Source organism: Kitasatospora sp. NPDC056731 (assembly GCF_040687675.1).
Taxonomy (GTDB): Bacteria; Actinomycetota; Actinomycetes; order Streptomycetales; family Streptomycetaceae; genus Kitasatospora.
This window is the reverse complement of sequence record NZ_JBFBNR010000001.1, coordinates 433,743-451,079: the sequence shown is the minus strand read 5'-3', so window position 1 is coordinate 451,079 and position 17,337 is coordinate 433,743. Positions and strand designations below refer to the sequence as shown.

General features: G+C 75.4%; 16 protein-coding genes. 3 read left to right on the top strand and 13 right to left on the bottom strand.

Annotated elements, in window-relative coordinates:
* Positions 1 to 14: 14 nt before the first annotated feature.
* The 13 genes from AB0R04_RS01950 to AB0R04_RS01890 form a co-directional block, all read right to left on the bottom strand.
* On the bottom strand, positions 15 to 4,106 hold the full coding sequence (locus AB0R04_RS01950; RefSeq protein WP_363367215.1) for a BTAD domain-containing putative transcriptional regulator: 4,092 nt from the start codon (positions 4,104 to 4,106) through the stop codon (positions 15 to 17).
* Positions 4,106 to 4,552, bottom strand: a complete 447-nt coding sequence (locus AB0R04_RS01945; RefSeq protein ID WP_363367213.1) for a hypothetical protein — start codon at positions 4,550 to 4,552, stop codon at positions 4,106 to 4,108. The genes AB0R04_RS01950 and AB0R04_RS01945 overlap by 1 nt, the downstream gene beginning before the upstream one ends.
* A gap of 164 nt (positions 4,553 to 4,716) precedes the next feature.
* Positions 4,717 to 5,259, bottom strand: coding sequence for a TadE/TadG family type IV pilus assembly protein (locus AB0R04_RS01940; RefSeq protein ID WP_363367211.1), 543 nt, complete (start codon positions 5,257 to 5,259; stop codon positions 4,717 to 4,719).
* Entirely contained in the window at positions 5,256 to 5,672 is a 417-nt protein-coding gene (locus AB0R04_RS01935; protein ID WP_159398548.1) for a TadE/TadG family type IV pilus assembly protein, read from the bottom strand. Before AB0R04_RS01935 ends, AB0R04_RS01940 begins: the two co-directional genes overlap by 4 nt.
* Positions 5,669 to 5,962 (bottom strand): hypothetical protein, encoded by a 294-nt coding sequence (locus AB0R04_RS01930; protein ID WP_363367209.1) that lies wholly within the window; start codon positions 5,960 to 5,962, stop codon positions 5,669 to 5,671. The genes AB0R04_RS01935 and AB0R04_RS01930 overlap by 4 nt, the downstream gene beginning before the upstream one ends.
* Before the next feature lie 54 nt (positions 5,963 to 6,016).
* Entirely contained in the window at positions 6,017 to 6,895 is an 879-nt protein-coding gene (locus AB0R04_RS01925; protein ID WP_363367207.1) for a hypothetical protein, read from the bottom strand.
* Positions 6,892 to 7,854, bottom strand: a complete 963-nt coding sequence (locus AB0R04_RS01920; protein ID WP_363367205.1) for a type II secretion system F family protein — start codon at positions 7,852 to 7,854, stop codon at positions 6,892 to 6,894. The genes AB0R04_RS01925 and AB0R04_RS01920 overlap by 4 nt, the downstream gene beginning before the upstream one ends.
* Positions 7,851 to 9,515 carry a CpaF/VirB11 family protein gene (locus tag AB0R04_RS01915; protein ID WP_363367203.1) on the bottom strand — a complete coding sequence of 555 codons (1,665 nt, stop codon included), beginning with the start codon at positions 9,513 to 9,515 and terminating at the stop codon, positions 7,851 to 7,853. Before AB0R04_RS01915 ends, AB0R04_RS01920 begins: the two co-directional genes overlap by 4 nt.
* Positions 9,505 to 10,836, bottom strand: a complete 1,332-nt coding sequence (locus tag AB0R04_RS01910) for a hypothetical protein (RefSeq protein ID WP_363367202.1) — start codon at positions 10,834 to 10,836, stop codon at positions 9,505 to 9,507. Before AB0R04_RS01910 ends, AB0R04_RS01915 begins: the two co-directional genes overlap by 11 nt.
* Positions 10,836 to 11,651, bottom strand: a complete 816-nt coding sequence (locus tag AB0R04_RS01905) for an SAF domain-containing protein (protein WP_363367200.1) — start codon at positions 11,649 to 11,651, stop codon at positions 10,836 to 10,838. The genes AB0R04_RS01910 and AB0R04_RS01905 overlap by 1 nt, the downstream gene beginning before the upstream one ends.
* A 229-nt stretch (positions 11,652 to 11,880) precedes the next feature.
* Positions 11,881 to 12,825 carry a hypothetical protein gene (locus AB0R04_RS01900; RefSeq protein WP_363367198.1) on the bottom strand — a complete coding sequence of 315 codons (945 nt, stop codon included), beginning with the start codon at positions 12,823 to 12,825 and terminating at the stop codon, positions 11,881 to 11,883.
* On the bottom strand, positions 12,819 to 13,298 hold the full coding sequence (locus AB0R04_RS01895; protein WP_159398547.1) for a hypothetical protein: 480 nt from the start codon (positions 13,296 to 13,298) through the stop codon (positions 12,819 to 12,821). The genes AB0R04_RS01900 and AB0R04_RS01895 overlap by 7 nt, the downstream gene beginning before the upstream one ends.
* A 280-nt stretch (positions 13,299 to 13,578) precedes the next feature.
* A complete protein-coding gene (locus tag AB0R04_RS01890) occupies positions 13,579 to 14,433 on the bottom strand; it encodes a hypothetical protein (protein WP_363367195.1) in 855 nt (284 codons plus the stop codon).
* A 202-nt stretch (positions 14,434 to 14,635) separates the two neighbouring features.
* Between AB0R04_RS01890 and AB0R04_RS01885 the strand changes: the two genes are divergently transcribed.
* The 3 genes from AB0R04_RS01885 to AB0R04_RS01875 all read left to right on the top strand — a co-directional run bounded on the left by AB0R04_RS01885 (position 14,636) and on the right by AB0R04_RS01875 (position 17,197).
* Positions 14,636 to 15,079: a pyridoxamine 5'-phosphate oxidase family protein gene (locus tag AB0R04_RS01885; RefSeq protein ID WP_063350036.1), complete on the top strand. Its 444-nt coding sequence runs from the start codon at positions 14,636 to 14,638 to the stop codon at positions 15,077 to 15,079.
* A 158-nt stretch (positions 15,080 to 15,237) separates the two neighbouring features.
* Positions 15,238 to 15,690, top strand: coding sequence for a MaoC family dehydratase (locus tag AB0R04_RS01880; RefSeq protein ID WP_063350035.1), 453 nt, complete (start codon positions 15,238 to 15,240; stop codon positions 15,688 to 15,690).
* A 322-nt stretch (positions 15,691 to 16,012) separates the two neighbouring features.
* Positions 16,013 to 17,197, top strand: coding sequence for an MBL fold metallo-hydrolase (locus AB0R04_RS01875; RefSeq protein WP_363367360.1), 1,185 nt, complete (start codon positions 16,013 to 16,015; stop codon positions 17,195 to 17,197).
* Positions 17,198 to 17,337 lie beyond the last annotated feature (140 nt).

The window sequence follows — 17,337 nt, the reverse complement described above, 5'->3', positions numbered from 1 at the left end:
GCATGCAGGGGACGTCAGGAACCGGCCAGCAGGTCGCGGAGCAGGGCGACGGTGTCGGCGTCGAGGTCACGGCCGGTGCGGCGGCTGAGCGCGTCGAGACGGTTGACGGCGCGCAGGAGTTGGTCGCGGGCGCCGGCCGAGGCGTAGGCGTAGAAGAGGTCCCGGTGCAGGAGTTCGACGTCCGGGGCGACGGCGAGGCCGCGGAAGACGGCGGCCTCGGCGCTGCGGTGGTCACCGTACTGCAGCCGGCGGGCGGCCAGTTCGTGGGCGGTGTCGACGATCGCCGCGATCATGTCCTGGCGCTCGGCCTCGGCCCAGCCGTAGGAGGCGGGCGGGGCCTCGGCGAACGGGGCGCCGCGCACCAGGGCCAGGGCGTGGGCGAGGGCGGCGTCGGCGGTGGCGCTGGTGCTGCGCATGCCGCGCCGGTAGAGGCTGCGGAACTCGTCCCAGTCGCAGGTGACGACCGGGGTGAAGGAGTAGCCGTCGGTGGTGTCGGTGGGCAGGAAGGCGCGGCCCTCGGGCGAGGTGCCGAACCAGGCTGCCAGGTCGGCGAGTTTGCCGGGGAGCGGGCTCTTGGCGTCGGCCGCGGTGGGGTGCGGGTCGAGGTGGGCGGCGCCGGGGTGGAGGTCGTGGTCGAGGGCGTGGTGGTCGGCGCCGGGCCGCAGCGAGAGGTAGACGGCGAGTTCGGTGAGCCGGGACAGCGCGCCGGGTTCGACGGTACCGAGGGCTCCGGCGACGTCGACCGGGCCGAGCAGGCGGATCCGGGGGGCGTTGCGGGCGGCGTGCGCCTCCGGGGAGCGCAGGATGGCGAGCAGGTCGTCGCTGTCGCTGCGCCCGGGGGTGGTCTGGGCGACCGGGGCGACGGCGGCGGGGCCGGGCTCGGCTCCGGGTTCGACTCCGGACTCGGTGTGGGAATCAGCGTGGGAATCGGCTTCGGCCGGGGCCTCGGCTTCGGTGCCGGGCAGGAGGTCGGGCGAGGGCTCCGGCCGGGACGGGACGCGCGGGTCGACGCCGGAGGGCGCGGGCGCGGGCTGGTGGACCGGGGCCGGCTCGACGGGCGACTGCGGCACGACCGGCTGGACGGACTGGACGGCAGGCACGGACGGCACGGGCTGGACGGCGAGGACGGCCGCGGGGGCTTGCTGCGGCGCCTCCGCCGCGTCCCCCGCCACCGCGTCCGGGCGGCGCAGGTCCCGGGTGGCCTCGTCCGCTGCCTCGTCCGTGGCCTCGTCAACGACCTGCCCGACCACGAGCTCTTCGTCGGTCCCGATCCCGCTCCCGATCCCGGTACCGACTCCGGTACCGACTCCGGTACCGACTCCGCTCCCGGTCTCGGTCTCGGTCTCGGCGGAGGCGGCCTGCCGCCCCTGCCCGTTGACCGCGTACCGCCCCGGCCCGGCCGGAGGGGCCGGTACCGGCGTCGCCGGGTCGGTGCCCGCGAACGGGCTGGCGCCGGTGCCGATGACCCGGGCGAGCAGCCGGGGCCCGGCGGCCGTGTCCGTACCGCCCTGCGCGCCGGTCGCGGCGGCGCCGACGGCGGCCAGCACGGGTACGGCGGCGGGCAGTTCGGCCGTGTCGGTGTCGTCGTCGTCGTCGTCCGCGTCGGGGTCGAGGCCGGGACCGTCCAGGGTCCAGGCGGGGGCCGGGTGCTGGGTGAGGTCGTCGGCGGCGCGGAGCAGTTCGGCGACCTGGTCGTACTGCTGGTCGCTGAGCCGCTGGAGTTCGACGGTGAGGTGCAGGCCGGGGATGGCCGCCTGGCCGGTGGCCGGGAGGGTCCAGCGGGCGACGGGGCCGGTGCCGCGTTCGGGGGCGCGGGTGATGACGGCGACGCAGGTGCGCGGCCGGGCGTCGAGCAGGCGGCCGAGTTCGGCGGGGACCTCGCCGCCGGGCTGCTGGGCGCAGAGCACGATCTCGGGGGTCCAGGACTCGTCGGCCTGGCCCCGGCTGCGGGCGTCGCGCGGGCTGGCGGCCTCGGCGGCGACCAGGGTGGCGCGGGCCTTGGCGGTGCGCGGGCCGAGGGCGGCGAGCGCGGCCTCCAGGGTGGGGTGGCGGTGGATGCGTTCGGCGGCCGGGCCGCTGATCGGCACCTCCTCGGCGAGGTCGACCAGGTGCAGGTGGAGCCGGTCGGCGAGCGGGCTGTGCGCGAGTTCGACGGCGAGGGTGCGCAGGATGTCGCGGGCGTCGTCGGGGTGGCCGGAGAGGTGGAGCAGCCGGACGGCCTCCAGGTCGGCGAGGACGACCGAGCCGTCGGGCGAGGTGCCGAGGGTGACCAGGGCGGGGTAGGGCGCGGCGGTCTTGCGGGCCTGGGCGGCGCTGAGCAGGTCGCCGGAGTCGAGGCTGCACCACCAGACGTTGGCGGCGTGCGCGGCGCGGAACGGCGCGATCGGGGTGGCCGGGCCGGAGAGGTGCAGTTCGATGGTGTGGCCGGGGGTGATCCGGGCGGCGACGATGGCGGGCAGGCGCTTGCCGCCGCGCACGGTGTTGCGGGCCATGGTGCGCAGGGCGCGGTCGAGCAGGTCGAGGCCGGCGTCGTCCTGACGGGCCCTGAGCTCGTTCTCGAAGGCGGCGGCCTCGGCGTCGGGCATGGTGATGCGGTGCCGGGGGCGGCGGGCGCGCAGTTGGGTGCCGCGCTTGTGGGCGACGGTGCCGACCATGACGGCGGCGAGCAGGACACCGACGGTGGAGGCGGTGAGGGCGATGGAGTAGTCGTCACCGGCGGCCGGTTCGGCGTGCGCGGCGGGGGCGGGCGCGTGGGTGGGTGCGTGAGTGGGCGCCGGGGTGACGGGCTGGGACGCGGCCGGAGTCGGCGCGGCCTGGGTCGGCGCGGGGGCGGGGGTGGCGGACGCCTGATCAGCCGGCGGCTGGCCGGTCGACGGCGCCGGAGCAGGCGCGGGCGCGGGTTCGGACGAAGGAGCAGGCGAAGGAGCAGGCGCGGGAGCGGCCGCCCCCGGCACCGTGAGCACCATCCCGGGCACCAGCACGTCCGGATCGGTCAGCCGTTCCCCGTCCGGCGCTTGGGCCCCCTTGTTCGCCTCGAAGAGCTTCGGCCACGCCTCGGCGTCCCCCAACTCCCGTTGGGCGATGACGGACAGGCTGTCCCCGCCCTGGACGGTCACCGTCGCGTGCCCGCCCGCACCCGGCTCCGTCCCGGCCTGCGGCACCTGGGCCGACCCGGCACCGGAAGCAGGGACGGGCGCAGGCTCGGACGAAGGAGCAGGCGTAGCAGCAGGCGCAGGCGCCGACCCGTCCGCCTTCGCGTCCCCCGGCATCAGCAGCGCCCACCCCGGCTGGATCGGCCGGTCGGCGTCGAAGCGGGTACCGGAATCGTCCATCACCCGGCCGTCGTTGAGCTTGGCGATCTCCACCCACCGTTCACCGGAGCTCAGTTGGCGTTCGGCGATGGACCACAGGCTGTCGGCGGGCCGGCTGTCCCGCACGGTGTACGTGGGGTTCTGCTCGGCGGCGGGCGCCAGGGCGGGCGCGGCCTGGGCGGCGGGCAGGGCGGCGCGCTGCACGCCGGCCGCCAACTGCGCCGGGGCGGTGGCGGTGTGAGCCGGGGTGGCGGCGAAGGCCGAGCCGGCGACCGGCATCAGCGCGAACACCGAGCCGACCAGACCGGCCGCCATCCGCTGGCTCCAGCCGAAGGCGGGGATGCGGCGGGCGATCCGGCCGCGCAGCTGCGCGGGGATCTCCAGCAGGACGGAGAACGCGAAGCAGGCCCAGGCGAGCCAGCCGACCACGACCAGCAGCCAGAGGAACAGCCGTCCGTCGTCCGGGCCGGTGAGCGCCTGGCCGACGCCGTCCGGCGCGACGTCGCCCATCGCGGCGACCGCACGGGTGCCGTAGAGCAGCAGCGCGGGGACGCCGAGCAGCAGGGCGAGCAGGGTGACCAGCGCGGCGAGCGCGGCGATCAGGGCTGCGCCGCGGCCGCGCCCGCGCGGTGGGCGGGGCGCCGGGGCGGCGGGGCGGCCGGCGGCCCGGTGTCCGGTGTGGGCCCGGCCGTTGGCGCTCCGGGCCTGGTCCTTGGCGCCCGGGCTCCGGCCCTTGGCGGTTCGAGCCCGGCCCGGGGCGGTTCGGGCCTGGTCCTTGGCACGTGGCGCGGCCATCAGTCGGTCTCCGCTTTCTCGACTCCGTGGACGAGGGTCGCACTGCCCTTGCCCGTTACCTTCCGCTCCCCGAGCGCGCCCAGCAGGACGGGCCGGTAGTCGGCCCGCACGGTGACGGTGACGACCTTGCCGTCGCCGGAGAACTCGACCTCGCCCGCCTGGAGGCCGTACAGGGCCAGGTAGGTGTCGGCGGCCTGCCGGACGTAGTCCTGCTGGATTTTGAAGCCCTTCCCCTGGAGGACGGCGGCCTGGTCGAGCTGCTGTCCGCCGACCCGCGCGGCCTCCTGGGCGTAGGCGTCGGTGCGTTCGGCGACCCGCAACCGGCCGCCGGCGTCGATCACCAGGGCGATGACGAGCACGACGTAGGCCGCGCAGATCGCCACGAAGAGGGCGACCGCGCCCCGGTCGGAGCGGCGCCGACGCCGCGCCCTGACAGGCACTCCCATCCCCCCTGCCCCTCCCGCCCCTCGTCCGCCCCACCGGCCCCCACCGGGCGCCGGCCGGTCCCGTCGCGTCATCCCCCGTGCGCTCTCCGCTTGCGTCTCCCCCGCGCGGGCCGTCCCCAATCCCCCGTCGTGGCCCGTGTCCCGCCGGGTGCCGCCCCGGGCCGTCATGTGCCCCGGTAGCGGTCCACCACGGAGGTGAACTCGCCGACGAGGTGCTTCGTCACGGGTACGCCGGACGGTCCGCCGAGCAGGTCCGCCAGTTCGACGTCGCACACCACGGTGACCTTGACGGTCGTGACGGCGCCGCCGGGCAGGTCCAGTCGGCCGGGCACGACCTGGACGTCCCCGTTGCGGCAGGAGACGCCCTGCTGGCGCAGCGTTGCGAGGGCCGAGTCCCGGCCCGGCTGCGTCATCCCGTCGACGCTGCGCTGCAGCGAGGCGGTGCGGGCGCCGGCCCGGGCGGCGGCCTCGACCGTACCGGCCGTGGTCTGCACCCGCCCGGCGGCGATGGCCACCAGGACCAGTCCGACCACCGGGGGCACGACGATCGCCGCCTCGATGGCGACGGCGCCGCCGTCGCTCCGCCGGACCGGCCACCACCGGGGCCGGCGCGCGGAACGGCGGTCGACGCGGGGCGCGGAACGGCGCTCGGAACCACGCTCGGCGCGCGGCGCCGGCCACCCGTCGGCCCGGGTCCGCCGTCTCACGGCGCCACCGCCACCGGCGGGACGAAGTGCTCGCGCGGCGCCTCGGCGAATTGCGTGAGGGCGGGCGCCGACAGCCCGGGTATCAGCAGCGGCGGGCGCACCGCCACCGTGACCCGGACCACTTCGGGCGTGCTGCCGTCGGTCGTCACCGTGTACGAGTGCACGCCCTGCCGGTCGAGGAAGTCCCTGGCCTGTCGGCGCGCCGCCTCGTTCTTCACCTCGTCCGTCGCGTTGCCCTGGATCCGGCCGGCGTCCACGCCCTCGCGGGCGGCGGTGAGCGCGAGCTGGCGGTCGTACCACAGCAGCGCGGCCTGGACGACGAGCATCAGGAGCACCAGGACGACCGGGAAGACGATGGCGAGGCTCACGCTCATCGACCCCCGGTCGCCGCGGCGGCGAGGTCGGTACGTCACTTGGTGGCGCCTCCCGCGGCCGCGCCCGCACCCGGCATGTTCGGGTCCTGCTGCACCTTCTGCACGACCTTGTCCTTCAGCAGGTACAGCGCGGTCGCGACGGCGCCCGCGACGAAGACCAACGCGATGATGGCGAGGGCGAGTTCGATGCTGATCGCGCCGCGGTCGCCGCGCGCGCGGGCGGCCCGCAGCCGGCCGAGCCGCAGGGTGAACAGCAGCAGGGCGAACTGCACGGGCAGCAGGACGGGCCGGATCAGCCGGCCTGCCAGGTGGACGAGTCGGACGGTCATTCGGGTCTCCCGGGGGTGGAGTGCGGTGTGGTGCCAGATGCCCTGTGAGGAGGGTCAGTTGAGCATCTGGTGGAGTGCGGGGAAGACGATCAGAACGGTCATCAGCAGAGTGAGGGCGGCTCCGGGTGCGACCATCCGCTCGCTGTCGGCGTTGGCGCGGGCGAGGTCCTCGGCGAGCAGTTCGCCGCGCAGGCCCTTGGCGCGCGCCCGCAGGGTGTCGTACACGGCGGCGCCGTCGGTGCCGGACAGCCGCATGATGTCCGCCACGTCCTGCAGCGGGCTGAGCCCCAACTCCTCGGCCAGCGCGTCGAGTCCGGCCCAGGGCGGGAGCCGGTCGGTGGCGGCGCGGTCGAGGGCGTCGCGGATGCGCCGGAACACGGTGCCGCGCCCGACCGCGGCGGCGCGGCGCAGCGCCTCGGCGGGCCCGCAGTCGGCGGCCCGTTCCAGGGCGACGAGTTCGAGGTAGGCGGCGATGCCGTGCAGGTACTCGCTGCGCGCCTCCTTGGCCTCGCCGCGCACGATGCCGTCGGGGACGAACCAGAGCAGGCCGGCCAGCAGCGGCCCGGCCAGCAGCGGCAGGGCGAAGGGCAGGCCGATGTCCATCAGCGCGGCCATCGCGCCCAGGTAGGCGGGCAGCAGCAGGCCGATCGCGGCGAACAGCAGCTTGTGCACCATGAACCGGGCCGGGGCGCGGCCGATCAGGGCGAGTTCGCGGTGCGGCAGGGACACTCCGCGCAGGCCGATCGAGCGCTCGCCGATCCGGTCGTACCAGCGCGGCCGCTCGTCCGGGTCCGCGGCCCGTTCGGCGGGGGTGCGGTGCAGCCGGTCCAGGGCCTGGCGCAGGTCGGGCGGCGCGGGCCGCAGTTCGGCGATCAGCAGGGCGACGCCGCCGGCGGCGACGGCCCCGGCCAGCACGGACCAGGGGGAGATCACCGGACCTCCCCGAGCTGCTGGAGCGTCTCGTCCTCGCGCACCGGGGCGCGGCGCCCGGCCTTGCCGCGCCGGTCGGGCGCCAGCAGCCGGGGCACCGGCGGGTGCGAGGCGAGGGCGCGCATCCAGGCGATGATCGCGACGAACAGGGCGGCGACGACGGCGAGCACGATCTGGCCGAGCAGCGTGCCGTACGGCCGGGTGTACTCGGTGTTGAAGGAGCCGACCGTGACGACCAGCACGATGATGCCGACCAGCCAGCGGATGGTGGTGCGGTGCTTGGCCCGGTCGGCCTCGATGGCGCGGCGCTGGCGGACCTCCTCGCGCACCGAGTCGGCCATGTCGGCCAGTGCCCGGGCCAGGCCGGGGCCACTGTCACCGGAGCGCAGCACGAGCGCGGCGAGCACCTTGTCGGCGGTGGCGTCGGCGACGCTGTCGGCGAAGGCCTGGAGCGCCTCCTCGGGCCGCCAGCGGGCCTGGAGCCGGGCGGCCAGTTCGCCGATCTCCTCCTCCAGGGCGGCGGGGGCGGTGCGGCGGCTGGTGACGATGGCCTGGTTGAGGCCGACGCCGAGCAGCAGCACGTCGGCGATGCGCTGGGTCCACTCGGACAGCGCCTCCAGGCGTTCGATCCGGCGGGTGTCCGGGCGGGTGGTGTCGAACAGCCAGGGCAGGCCGAACACGGCCAGCGGCACCAGCAGGGCGGCCAGCGGGATGCCGGTGAACAGCCAGGCGAGCGGGGCGCCGGCGAGCGCGAGCGGCAGCTGGATCCGGCGCAACCGGGCGACCCGGGCCGAGGCGGCGCCGGGGGCGCCGTACCAGAAGACGTGGGCGCGGCCGGCCAGCGGGTTGCTCCGCTCCGGGGTCTCGTCCTCGTCCGCCGGGTCGCTGCCGCGGGCCCAGGCCACCAGGGCGACCAGACCGCCCGCGACGGCCAGCCCGCACAGGGCGAACAGCAGCATCATCGCGCGCCACCGCCGATCCGCAGTTGCAGCGGGGTGGCCCAGCCGCCGTAGCGGGAGCCGAGCAGGGCGGCGTCGAAGCCGGCCCGGCGCAGGTCGTCCAGGCACTGCGGCGGGGTGTGCGGGACGGCCCGCGGCTCGCCGAGGTCCGCCCGGGGGCCGAACACGGTGTTCAGCGCGGGCCGGCCGCTCTCGCCGAGGCCGGCGACCTCCAGGACGTGGGAGACGAAGCGGTGCCGGCGGCCGCCGACGGCGGTCTCGTCGACCATGGCGACGTGCACGATGAGGTCCAGGGCGTTGGCGGTGAGCCGGTAGGCGAGCGAGTCGGTCATGTGCGAGCCGTACTCCAGGCAGAGTTCGGCGATGCGGTCGACGACCATGTGCGGGCCGCGGGCGTGCAGGGTGCACATCGAGCCGCCCTCGCCGTTGGTCATGACCCGTAGCATCGGGACGACCTCGCCGGATCGGACCTCGCCGACGATGATCCGGGACAGCGTCATCCGCAGCGCCGCCGGGATGAGGTCGCCGATCGTCAACTCGCCTGCCAGGCGGCCCTCGACGCGTTCGCCGTTGCCCTCGCGGGCCTCCATCGGGACGACCTGGCGCAGGTGGCCGAGGGTGTGCAGCCACAGCTCGAACTCCGACTCCAGGGTGCCGATCCGCTCGTCCGGCGGGATCTCGGCGGCCATCGCGCGCAGCAGACTGGTCTTGCCGACGCCCTGGGTGCCGGTGATCATCACGTTCTTCCGGGCCCGGATCGCGGCGGCCAGGAACGCGGCCAAGGTGCTGTCCAGGGTGCCGAGTTCGACCATCTCGGGCAGCGTCGCCGAGGCCACCCGGTGGCGCCGGATCGCCACGTACGGGCGGGGTGTCACCTCGGTGAGCGCCTGGAGGCGCATGCCGCCCTCCAGGCGCAGCGCGAGGGTCGGGCTGGCGGTGGACAGGCTGCGCTCGCCGCCGCCGTGCTGGCGGGCCAGGTCCTGGAGCAGTTCGACGAGTTCGGCGTCGCTCTCGGCCACCGGCGGTACCTGGCGCAGGGGTTGGTGCACCCGGGAGACCCAGACGTCGTCGCAGCCGTTGATCAGGATGTTCTCGATCTCCGGGTCGTCCAGGTAGGGCTGGAGCCGCCCGGCCCGGAACAGCAGGTCGAAGACGGCCTCGGCGAGCGCGCGGTCCTGCTCCCTGGTGGGCGGGATGCCGTGGGTCTGCGCGTAGGCGTCGGACCAGCGGGCGACCGCCTCCTCGATCAGCGCGCGGCCGCGTTGGCGGCGGGTGGCGCGGTCCGGTTCGGCGCCCGAGGTGGCGGTCAACCGGGTGATCTGCTGGTGCAGTTCGGCCGCGACCTGGCGCTTCAGCTCGCGGGCCACCTGCGGGTCGACGGCCGGCCGGGTGGCGGCGCCGCGCAGGTCGAGCGAGGGCAGCTGGGAGGGCACGGCGGTGGGCGTGGCCGCGCCGCCCGGCTGGACGTACGGCGGCGGCGCGGGCTGCGGGGCGACGGGGCCCGGCCGGTAGGCCTGGGGCGGGGCGGCCGCCGACGCCTCGGCCGCCGCCGGGTGCGGGGCCTGCGTCTGATTCTGTGTCGGGGCCTGGGCCTGGGCCGGGGTGGCCCAGGGCAGCGCGGCCGGGTCGGCCGCGGGGTGCTGGTGCAGGGGGCTACCGCGCACGGAGCACCTCCCCGGGGTTGTACGGCTGCGGACCGTTCAGGTGTGCCTGATCGGGTGTCACGGCGGGCTGCTGGAGCGGGTAGCGGCCGTCGTCCTCGGGCTCCGGGCGGACGTACGCGCCCTGCTGGTCGTACGGGCCCCCGCCCTGCTGGTCGTACGGGCCGAACCCGGCCTGCTGGTCGTACGGGCCGAACCCGGCCTGCTGGTCGTACGCGACGTAGCCGCCCTGCGGCCCGTACGGCGACTGCGGCTGAGACTGCTGCGGCTGCTGGACGTGCCCCGGGAACGGGGCCGGAGCGGCCGGTTGGGGGGCCAGCCCGGCCAGCGGCGCCACCGGGCCGGTGGTGATCACCGGCCCGACCGGCTGCGGCGGGGAGTACGAGGGCTGCTCCCCCTCCACCGGCCGGTACGCCGCCGGCGCGGCCGCCTGCGGGGTCGGCACCGGGGGCTGGGCGTGCACCGCGGTCGGGGGCGGGGGCTGGGGCTGGGTCCGGGCCGCGGCGGTGAGCTGGGCCGGGACGGGCGCGGCGGTCGGCGCGAGCCGCTGGCGACGGCGGCGGACCAGCAACTGCACCTCGTCCGCCGCCGAACGCGCCGTCCGCATCAGCTCCGAGCGGATGAACCGCCGGTCGGTGATGTCACCGCCGTCGGAGAGCACCCGGGCGGTGCGGGTGGCGTGCGGCAGCAGCCCCAGCACCGGCAGGCCGAACTCGCGCGACACCTCCGGCCCCGAGTACGGCCCCTCGGCGACCAGCAGCAGTCCGAGCGCGTCCACCCCGGTGCCGGCCGTGGCGAGGTCCTCGGCGAGCGCGGACAGCCGGGGCCGGGCCGAGCTCAGGCCGCGCAGCGTGGTGCGGACGGTCACCGCGACCACGTCCGCCCGGCGGGCCAGCACGGCGCTCACGCCGGTGGCGCCGGAGCGGCCGAGGTCCACGATGACGTCGTAGCCCTGCGGTTCGAGGCCGTGCAGCAGGTCGACGAGCGGCTCCCAGGTGTAGGCGAGGCCCGGGGCCTGGGTGGGGTCGGTCAGCCCGGGCAGCAGCAGCCGCTCGGCGGTGCCCTCGGGCGAGAGGTCGATCAGCTGCTCCCAGATGGTCGCGGCGAGCAGTCCGCGCCGGTCGGCGACGGCCAGGTTGCGCAGCCCGTACACCGCGTCGACCCGGCCCTCCAGGGCGCCCGCGAGCACCGCGCCGCCGTCCGGGTCGGCCTCCACCAGCAGGACCCGCCGTCCGGGTTCCAGCGGCCAGGCCAGCAGCAGGGCCAGGGCAGCCGTGGTCGCGCCGGGCGCGCCCGGGCCGCCGACCACCGCGATCACCGCCATCAGGCGCCACCCGCCCCGGTCGGGGGCACGGGGGCCGTGGCCGCGCCGGAGGCGGTTCCGGTCGCCGGGGCCGTCGGCGCGGCGCTGCCGCCGGTGCCCGCACCGGCGGTCCCGGTCGCGCCGCCCGCCGCGGCGGCGCGCGGGGCCAGCAGGACCTGGATCCGGCCGCCGGCCACCCACTGCGCCAGCCGGGGGCCGTCCGCCGCGCCGACGGCCACGTCGATCACCTGGCTGCCGTCGGTGTCCACCCGGCCGACCGTGATGACCGTCGCGGGCATCGAGTCGGCCTTGGTGTTGTCCGGGGTGTAGACCACGACGATCTGCAGCCCCGGCTGGAGCCGGGTGGCAGGCAGCTGGCTGTGCTTGGCCGAGACGCCGACCACGATCTGGCCGGGCTGCACCGCCAGGGTCTGCGCGACGTCGCCCCTGGTGAGCATCGCGCCGCGCTTGAGGTCGGTGGCGGCCCGCATGCCGACCGCCTTGTCCCGTTCGGTGGCGGCCAGCGGCCGCAGCGCCGGATCACCGGCGATCCGGGCCACCACCAGGTCGTCGTCGGTGATCACCTGCCCCCACGGGATGTCCCGGGCCAGCGCCAGCACGGCGACCCGCTGGCCGGTGCTGTTGTAGAGCACCGCACCGCCCAGGCCACCGGCGGCGATCAGCGCGACGGCCATCGCCAGCACCGCCGGGCGCCGCCGCCGGGCCCGCAGCGTCCGGCCGGGGACGTGCGGGGCGGCGCGCCCCTTGCCCTTGCCCGCACCGCTGCCCGGGGCCTCGCCCGGCCCCTGCCCCTGGTCCGGGACAGCCACGGACACTGCGGCCCCTGCGGGTGTGCCGGATCCCGGCGTCGCGAACGTACGGTTCTCCACCGGGTTCCGCCCTTCCCTCGTGCTCGTTCCGGATCGTCGGTACTGGGTTCTCGGTGCTCGGGTCGTCATCGCTCGGGCCGCCGGTGCCCGGGCTTCGGTGCCGTGGTCGCGTGCGGCCGGGTCGCCGGCGCCCCGCAGCCGGGCCGCGGGGCATCGGACGTCCGCCGCCGCCGGGTCAGTTGAGGACCTGCACCTCGGCGACCTTGAGCGTGAAGTTCGAGGACTGCGGCATCTTGACGTCGAAGGTCTTCGCGTTCGGCCCCGTGACCACGACCTCGCCCACCCAGTTCGCCGTCACCGTGCCGTCGAAGACGCCGCTCTTCCTGGTGCCCGAGCCCACGGCGAACTCGTAGCCGCAGTCCGGGGACTTGGCGGCGCCGTACTTGGGGTCGTACGGCGTCCCGGCCTTGTCGCAGGTCACGGAGACACCAGTGTCGAAGGTCCAGGTCACGCCCCTCAGCACCGGTGTGACGGTGACCGAGGCGCCCGGGACGGACAGCGTCTTGGGCGCGGGCGCCGCCACGCCGTCCAGCCAGAGCCAGACCGGCGCCTTCACCACCGCCGTGCCCTTGGGCGCGACACCCGCCGTCGGCTTCGGGAAGCGCATCTCGTGGGCGAAGCCGAAGCCGACGTCCACCAGGTTCAGCGCCGGCGGCCCGGCCGGCGAGGTGGCCTCGAAGACGATCTCGGCGCCGTCCTGGCCGCCGCCCGTCTGCGGGCAGACCTTCGAGTAGAGCGCGCCCTCGGACGGCTTGTGGCCCTGCCATGCCGGGTCACCCTCGGGGGGCGGGTTGTCCAGTGGGCGGAAGTAGCACCCGACGCCGCTGTTGAACCAGCCGCGCTCCGGGTCGTGGCAGGGCCACTGCTGGTCGTGGTAGCTGCACAGCAGCGGCCCGCCGCTCGTACCGCCCCCGCCGCCACCGCCGGGCTGCGACGGTCCGGGTTTCGGTTTCGTGCCACCGGTGTTGACCCCGGAGCAGATCACATCCGGGTAACACTGTTCGGCACCTCCGCCCGGCGGTTCGTCCGCCGCCGCCGACACCGCCGAGGCCAACAGCAACCCGGCGGACAACGGCGCGAGGATCGCGAATCGCCGGGCCGGTTTACGCGTGTTCAGCATGCCCGGTCCACCTCCCGCTTGAAGTCGTAGATCAGCCAACGTGCTTGGAACCAGCGCAGGGACGCGGTCGCGACGTAGCGGTTCAGTCGGTCGCCCGGATCCTTTGCCACCTGGGTGACGGCGTCGACGCGGTGCCATCCCGACACGTCGACGCAGTCCTCGATCACGGCGGTCTGCGGATCGGCTTTCAGGTCAATGGCCTTGACCACCGCCGAATTGCGCGGCGTCCCGGTCATCACCAGTTTGGCGTCGCGAAGTTGGCGGAGACTGACCAGGGTGTCGGTAAGAGCCCGCCCGGAAGAGTACGTCTCCAGAGCGAATCCGTCCGAATCCGACCGCCCGAATGCCTCGGTCTGGGCCTGCCACCAGTCCTGATACGTCTTCAGGGCCAGCCGCCCCATGGCACCTTCCGGCCCGTCCGTCGGCGCGATCGAGGTGTTTACCGAACCACCCGAAGGAGGTACCGGATCCACTCCCGCGACACTGGGCGCAGCCGTTCCGAGCCGATCGACGGAACCACCGGCACCGCCGCTCGCACAGGCTCCGAGGAGCAACACCAGAACCACCCCACCGACCCCAACCGCCCCAGGGCGCAACACATTTCCGCGCTGCCGCATCGCCCCACCTCGTCGCGACCGACCGATTCATGATCCGTGGCCGCCGGAAGAATTCCGTCGTCCCGCAGGTGTTTCCGCTGGGGATCGATTCTTCGCCAACCCACCCCATCACGGCAACACCTCAGGCCACCTGACCTTACGCGGAAGGCGGTTCCGTCGGGGCACTTTCCCGCCACAGAACGGCCAACAGTTCTTCGGAAAGCGACAATCCGGCCAATGCGCCCCGAACCGCGGCCCGATTGCGCATCAACAGGCGCCCGCCCTGCGGCGGAACGAGCAGGCGCGCGCCCGGCGCACCCGAACCACCCGGCGCTTCGCCCCCGTCGAGCAGCGCGGCGACGGACGGCTGGAGATCCAGCGGGGCGACGGCCGCCGGGGCGCCCGGGACGCCCTGCCGCAGCACGGTGGTCAGGGCATGGCTGAACGAACCCTCACCACCCGGCAGTACGGCGTCCCGGCCGCGTCTGCCCGGGGTGTACCGGCCGACCCGGCCCCACAGCGGGACACGCGGGTAGGCCAGCAGTTCGCCCGCGCCGTCCTCGCCGCCGCCTCGCTCCAACGCCGCCCAGGTGTCCCGGTCGGCCACCGCGTCGACCAGCAGCAGGGCCTCCTCGTGGTCACCGTGCACCATCGCGCTGACCACCCAGTCCCAGGCCAGGCCGCGCCGGTAGGCGTTGTCGGCGGTGCTGCCGCCGGTCACCAGGGCGAGCCGCCGCCCGCGCGGATCGACCGCCAACTGGCCTACCAGGCAGACCACCAGCCACCGGCCCGGGTGCTGGGCGGCCTCCCGGACGGCGGTGAGCATCGCGTTGGCGTCCGCGTCCGGCGCCACCTCGGTGACCCGGCAGCCGGCCGCGCCGACGTCGAAGCACATCCCGGGCAGCACCCGCGCGAGCAGCCGGGCGCCGTCCGGCGCCAGCGCCGAGCCCCCGAAGCCCCGATCGGGCCCGCCGTTCGCCCCGATCACCACCAGGTCGACCCCGCCCGCCATCCGCACGCCCCCTCCCATGCCGGCCCCGGCGCACCCGGGGCCGCCCGCCACGCCCGCCGCTGCCGTGGTGCGCAGGGGCGCGTACCGTACCGCCGCCGGGCAGGCTACCGCCCCGGGCGGCCGCCGACGGGGCTCCCGGCCCGTCCGCTCAGGGACCATGGGCCCTATCGGCGCGCGCGCCGACCGGAGGACGATCGGACGCATGGAGCGTGAGGACCGTGTGGAGACCCTGAGCGAGGCCGAATGCCTGCGGCTGCTCAGCACCGTGCCCGTCGGGCGCGTGGTGTACACCGAGCACGCGCTGCCGGCCGTGCTACCGGTCTCCTTCGAGGTCCTGGACGGGCGGTTGGTGCTCGCCGTGCGCCGGGGAAGTGCCACCGCGCGCGGGCTTGACGGCACGGTGGTGGCCTTCCAGGCAGACCTGCTGGACCCGGTCACCCGGACGGGCTGGAGCGTGCTGGTCCACGGCCGGGCGGACGTGGTGCGCGAGCCCGAGCAGGTGCGGCGGGTGCTGCGGTCCGGCCTGCGGCCGTGGGTGGGGGACCCGGAGCCGCTGTTCGTCGCGCTGGTGCCGGAACTGGTCAGCGGCCGACGACTGTTCCCGACCGGGCAGGACGCGCTGGGGCGCGGGGCGCTGCGGTCCTGAAACACCCACAGGGCCGCCGCGCCCTCGGGTTCCCACGCTCCCACGTTCCCGGGTTCCCGCGTTCCCGGGTTCCTGTGTTCCCGGTTCCGCACCGCTGACAGATACCGGCGGGTACGCATACGCTTCCGGCGTCCTGACCCCTCCCCCAGGAGCGCACCGTGACGAGCTTCGCCTCCCTCGCCGATCTGACCGCCGCCGTCGGCACCGAACTGGGCACCAGCGAGTGGCACACCATCGGGCAGCGGCAGATCGACCTGTTCGCCGAGGCGACCGGCGACCACCAGTGGATCCACGTGGACCCGGAGCGGGCCAAGGAGAGCCAGTTCGGCTCGACCATCGCGCACGGCTACCTGACCCAGTCGATGATCCCGGTGCTGGCGAAGGAGTGCTACGGCGTCGAGGGTGTGCGCATGGCGCTGAACTACGGCTCGGAGAAGGTGCGCTTCCCGGCACCGGTGCCGGTGGGCACCGCGATCCGGGCCACCGCCGAACTGGTCTCGGCCACCGAGGTGCCGGGCGGGGTCCAGGCGGTGGTGCGGTTCACGATTACCAGCGCGGAGAGCGCCAAGCCGCACTGCGTCGCGGAGACGATCACCCGCTTCTACGCGTAGCGGCACCGGGCGGTGGCCCCGGGCGCGCGGCCGGGGCGGGGTACGCCGATTGGCCCGCGCGGGGCCGCTCACCAGGTCCGGACGGCCCATGACGAGTAATCTCCGACGAGATGGTTGTCGTATCGCAGCGGCCCCACCAGTCGCCCGGATACCCGCCCCGGCATGCCCGGTAGCCGTGACCGTCCTTGGAGGAGCCTTGCCCCGCCCCGCCCCCTGGTTCTCCCGCCTCGCCGGTCTGTCCTCACAGCTCATCACCCCGCCGACCACCAGCCCGACCACCAGCCCGGCCCTCGGCCCCACAGCGAACCGCACCGGCTCAGGCCTGGCCCGACTGCCCCGCGCGGCCTGGCACCTGGTCCGGGCCGAGGCCTTCGGCGCCGAACCCCGGGGCGAACGGCTGGCCCGGATCCACCGCTCCCCGCAGTTCGCCGACGGCGCCTTCCGCAACCCGCTGCCCACCCGCCGTCTGGTCTACGAGCGCAGCCCGCTGGAGATCACCCGCGCCCAGCTGACCGGGGACAAGACCCGCCGGGCACCGACCGCCGCCGTACCCGTGCACCGGCTGCTCCCGGTCGACCTCGCCCTGGCGCCGGACTCCGGACTGCGGCTCACCTGGCTCGGCCACGCCACCGTGCTCGCCGAGATCGGCGGGCGGCGGGTCCTGATCGACCCGGTGTGGGGCGAGCGCTGCTCGCCGTTCGCCTGGACGGGGCCCAAACGGCTGCACCCGATGCCGCTGCCGCTGTCCGAACTCGGGCCGGTGGACGTGGTGGTGATCTCCCACGACCACTACGACCACCTCGACATGGCCACCATCCGCGCGCTGATCGGGACGGACGCGGTGTTCGCCGTCCCGCTCGGCGTCGGCGCGCACCTGGAGCGCTGGGGAGTACCGACCCGGCGGATCACCGAACTCGACTGGTGGGAGTCGGCCGAGGTCGCCGGGCTCACCCTCACCGCCACCCCGGCCCGGCACTACTGCAGCCGCGGCCCGCGCACCAGCGCGCTGTTCCTCTGGGCGTCCTGGGTGGTGGCCGGCGGCGGGCACCGGATCTTCCACAGCGGGGACACCGGCTACTTCCCGGGCTTCGCCGAGATCGGCCGCCGGCTCGGGCCGTTCGACGCGACGCTGATGCAGGTCGGCGCGTACAGCGACTTCTGGCCCGAGGTGCACATGACGCCCGAGGAGGGCGTCCGGGCCCACCTGGACCTCGGCGGCGATCTGCTGCTGCCGATCCACTGGTGCACCTTCAACCTGGCGACGCACCCCTGGGAGGAGCCCGCCGAACGGGTGGTCGCGGCTGCCCAGGCGCTCGGCGCCCGGCTGGCGGTGCCCCGGCCCGGCAAGCCCTTCGAACCGGTCGACCCGCCCGCGCTGCGGCTGTGGTGGCGCGCGGTCGCGGCCACGCCTCGCGGCATCGAGCCGTTGGTCCGGGACCGCAGCGCGGTGCCGGTCCGGGAGCGGGTGACGGATTTCAGCGAACAGATTTCAAAATCTGTTCGCTGAAATCTGTTATCTGTTATCTGTCTGCTGTTATCTGTTTGCTGTTACCTGTTCGCCCACTTGTCAGCAGCCACCTGTTCGCTGTCACCTGCGGGACGGGGCAGGCGGACGGAAGTCCCGCCCGCCCCCTGGGCCCAGGACCA

Coding starts and splice junctions, on each gene's coding strand:
- AB0R04_RS01945 (WP_363367213.1), bottom strand. CDS start 4,552: ATGGGAGTGCCTGTCAGGGCGCGGCGTCGGCGCCGCTCCGACCGGGGC.
- AB0R04_RS01885 (WP_063350036.1), top strand. CDS start 14,636: ATGGAGCGTGAGGACCGTGTGGAGACCCTGAGCGAGGCCGAATGCCTG.
- AB0R04_RS01930 (WP_363367209.1), bottom strand. CDS start 5,962: ATGACCGTCCGACTCGTCCACCTGGCAGGCCGGCTGATCCGGCCCGTC.
- AB0R04_RS01890 (WP_363367195.1), bottom strand. CDS start 14,433: ATGGCGGGCGGGGTCGACCTGGTGGTGATCGGGGCGAACGGCGGGCCC.
- AB0R04_RS01900 (WP_363367198.1), bottom strand. CDS start 12,825: ATGCTGAACACGCGTAAACCGGCCCGGCGATTCGCGATCCTCGCGCCG.
- AB0R04_RS01920 (WP_363367205.1), bottom strand. CDS start 7,854: ATGATGCTGCTGTTCGCCCTGTGCGGGCTGGCCGTCGCGGGCGGTCTG.
- AB0R04_RS01910 (WP_363367202.1), bottom strand. CDS start 10,836: ATGGCGGTGATCGCGGTGGTCGGCGGCCCGGGCGCGCCCGGCGCGACC.
- AB0R04_RS01950 (WP_363367215.1), bottom strand. CDS start 4,106: ATGGCCGCGCCACGTGCCAAGGACCAGGCCCGAACCGCCCCGGGCCGG.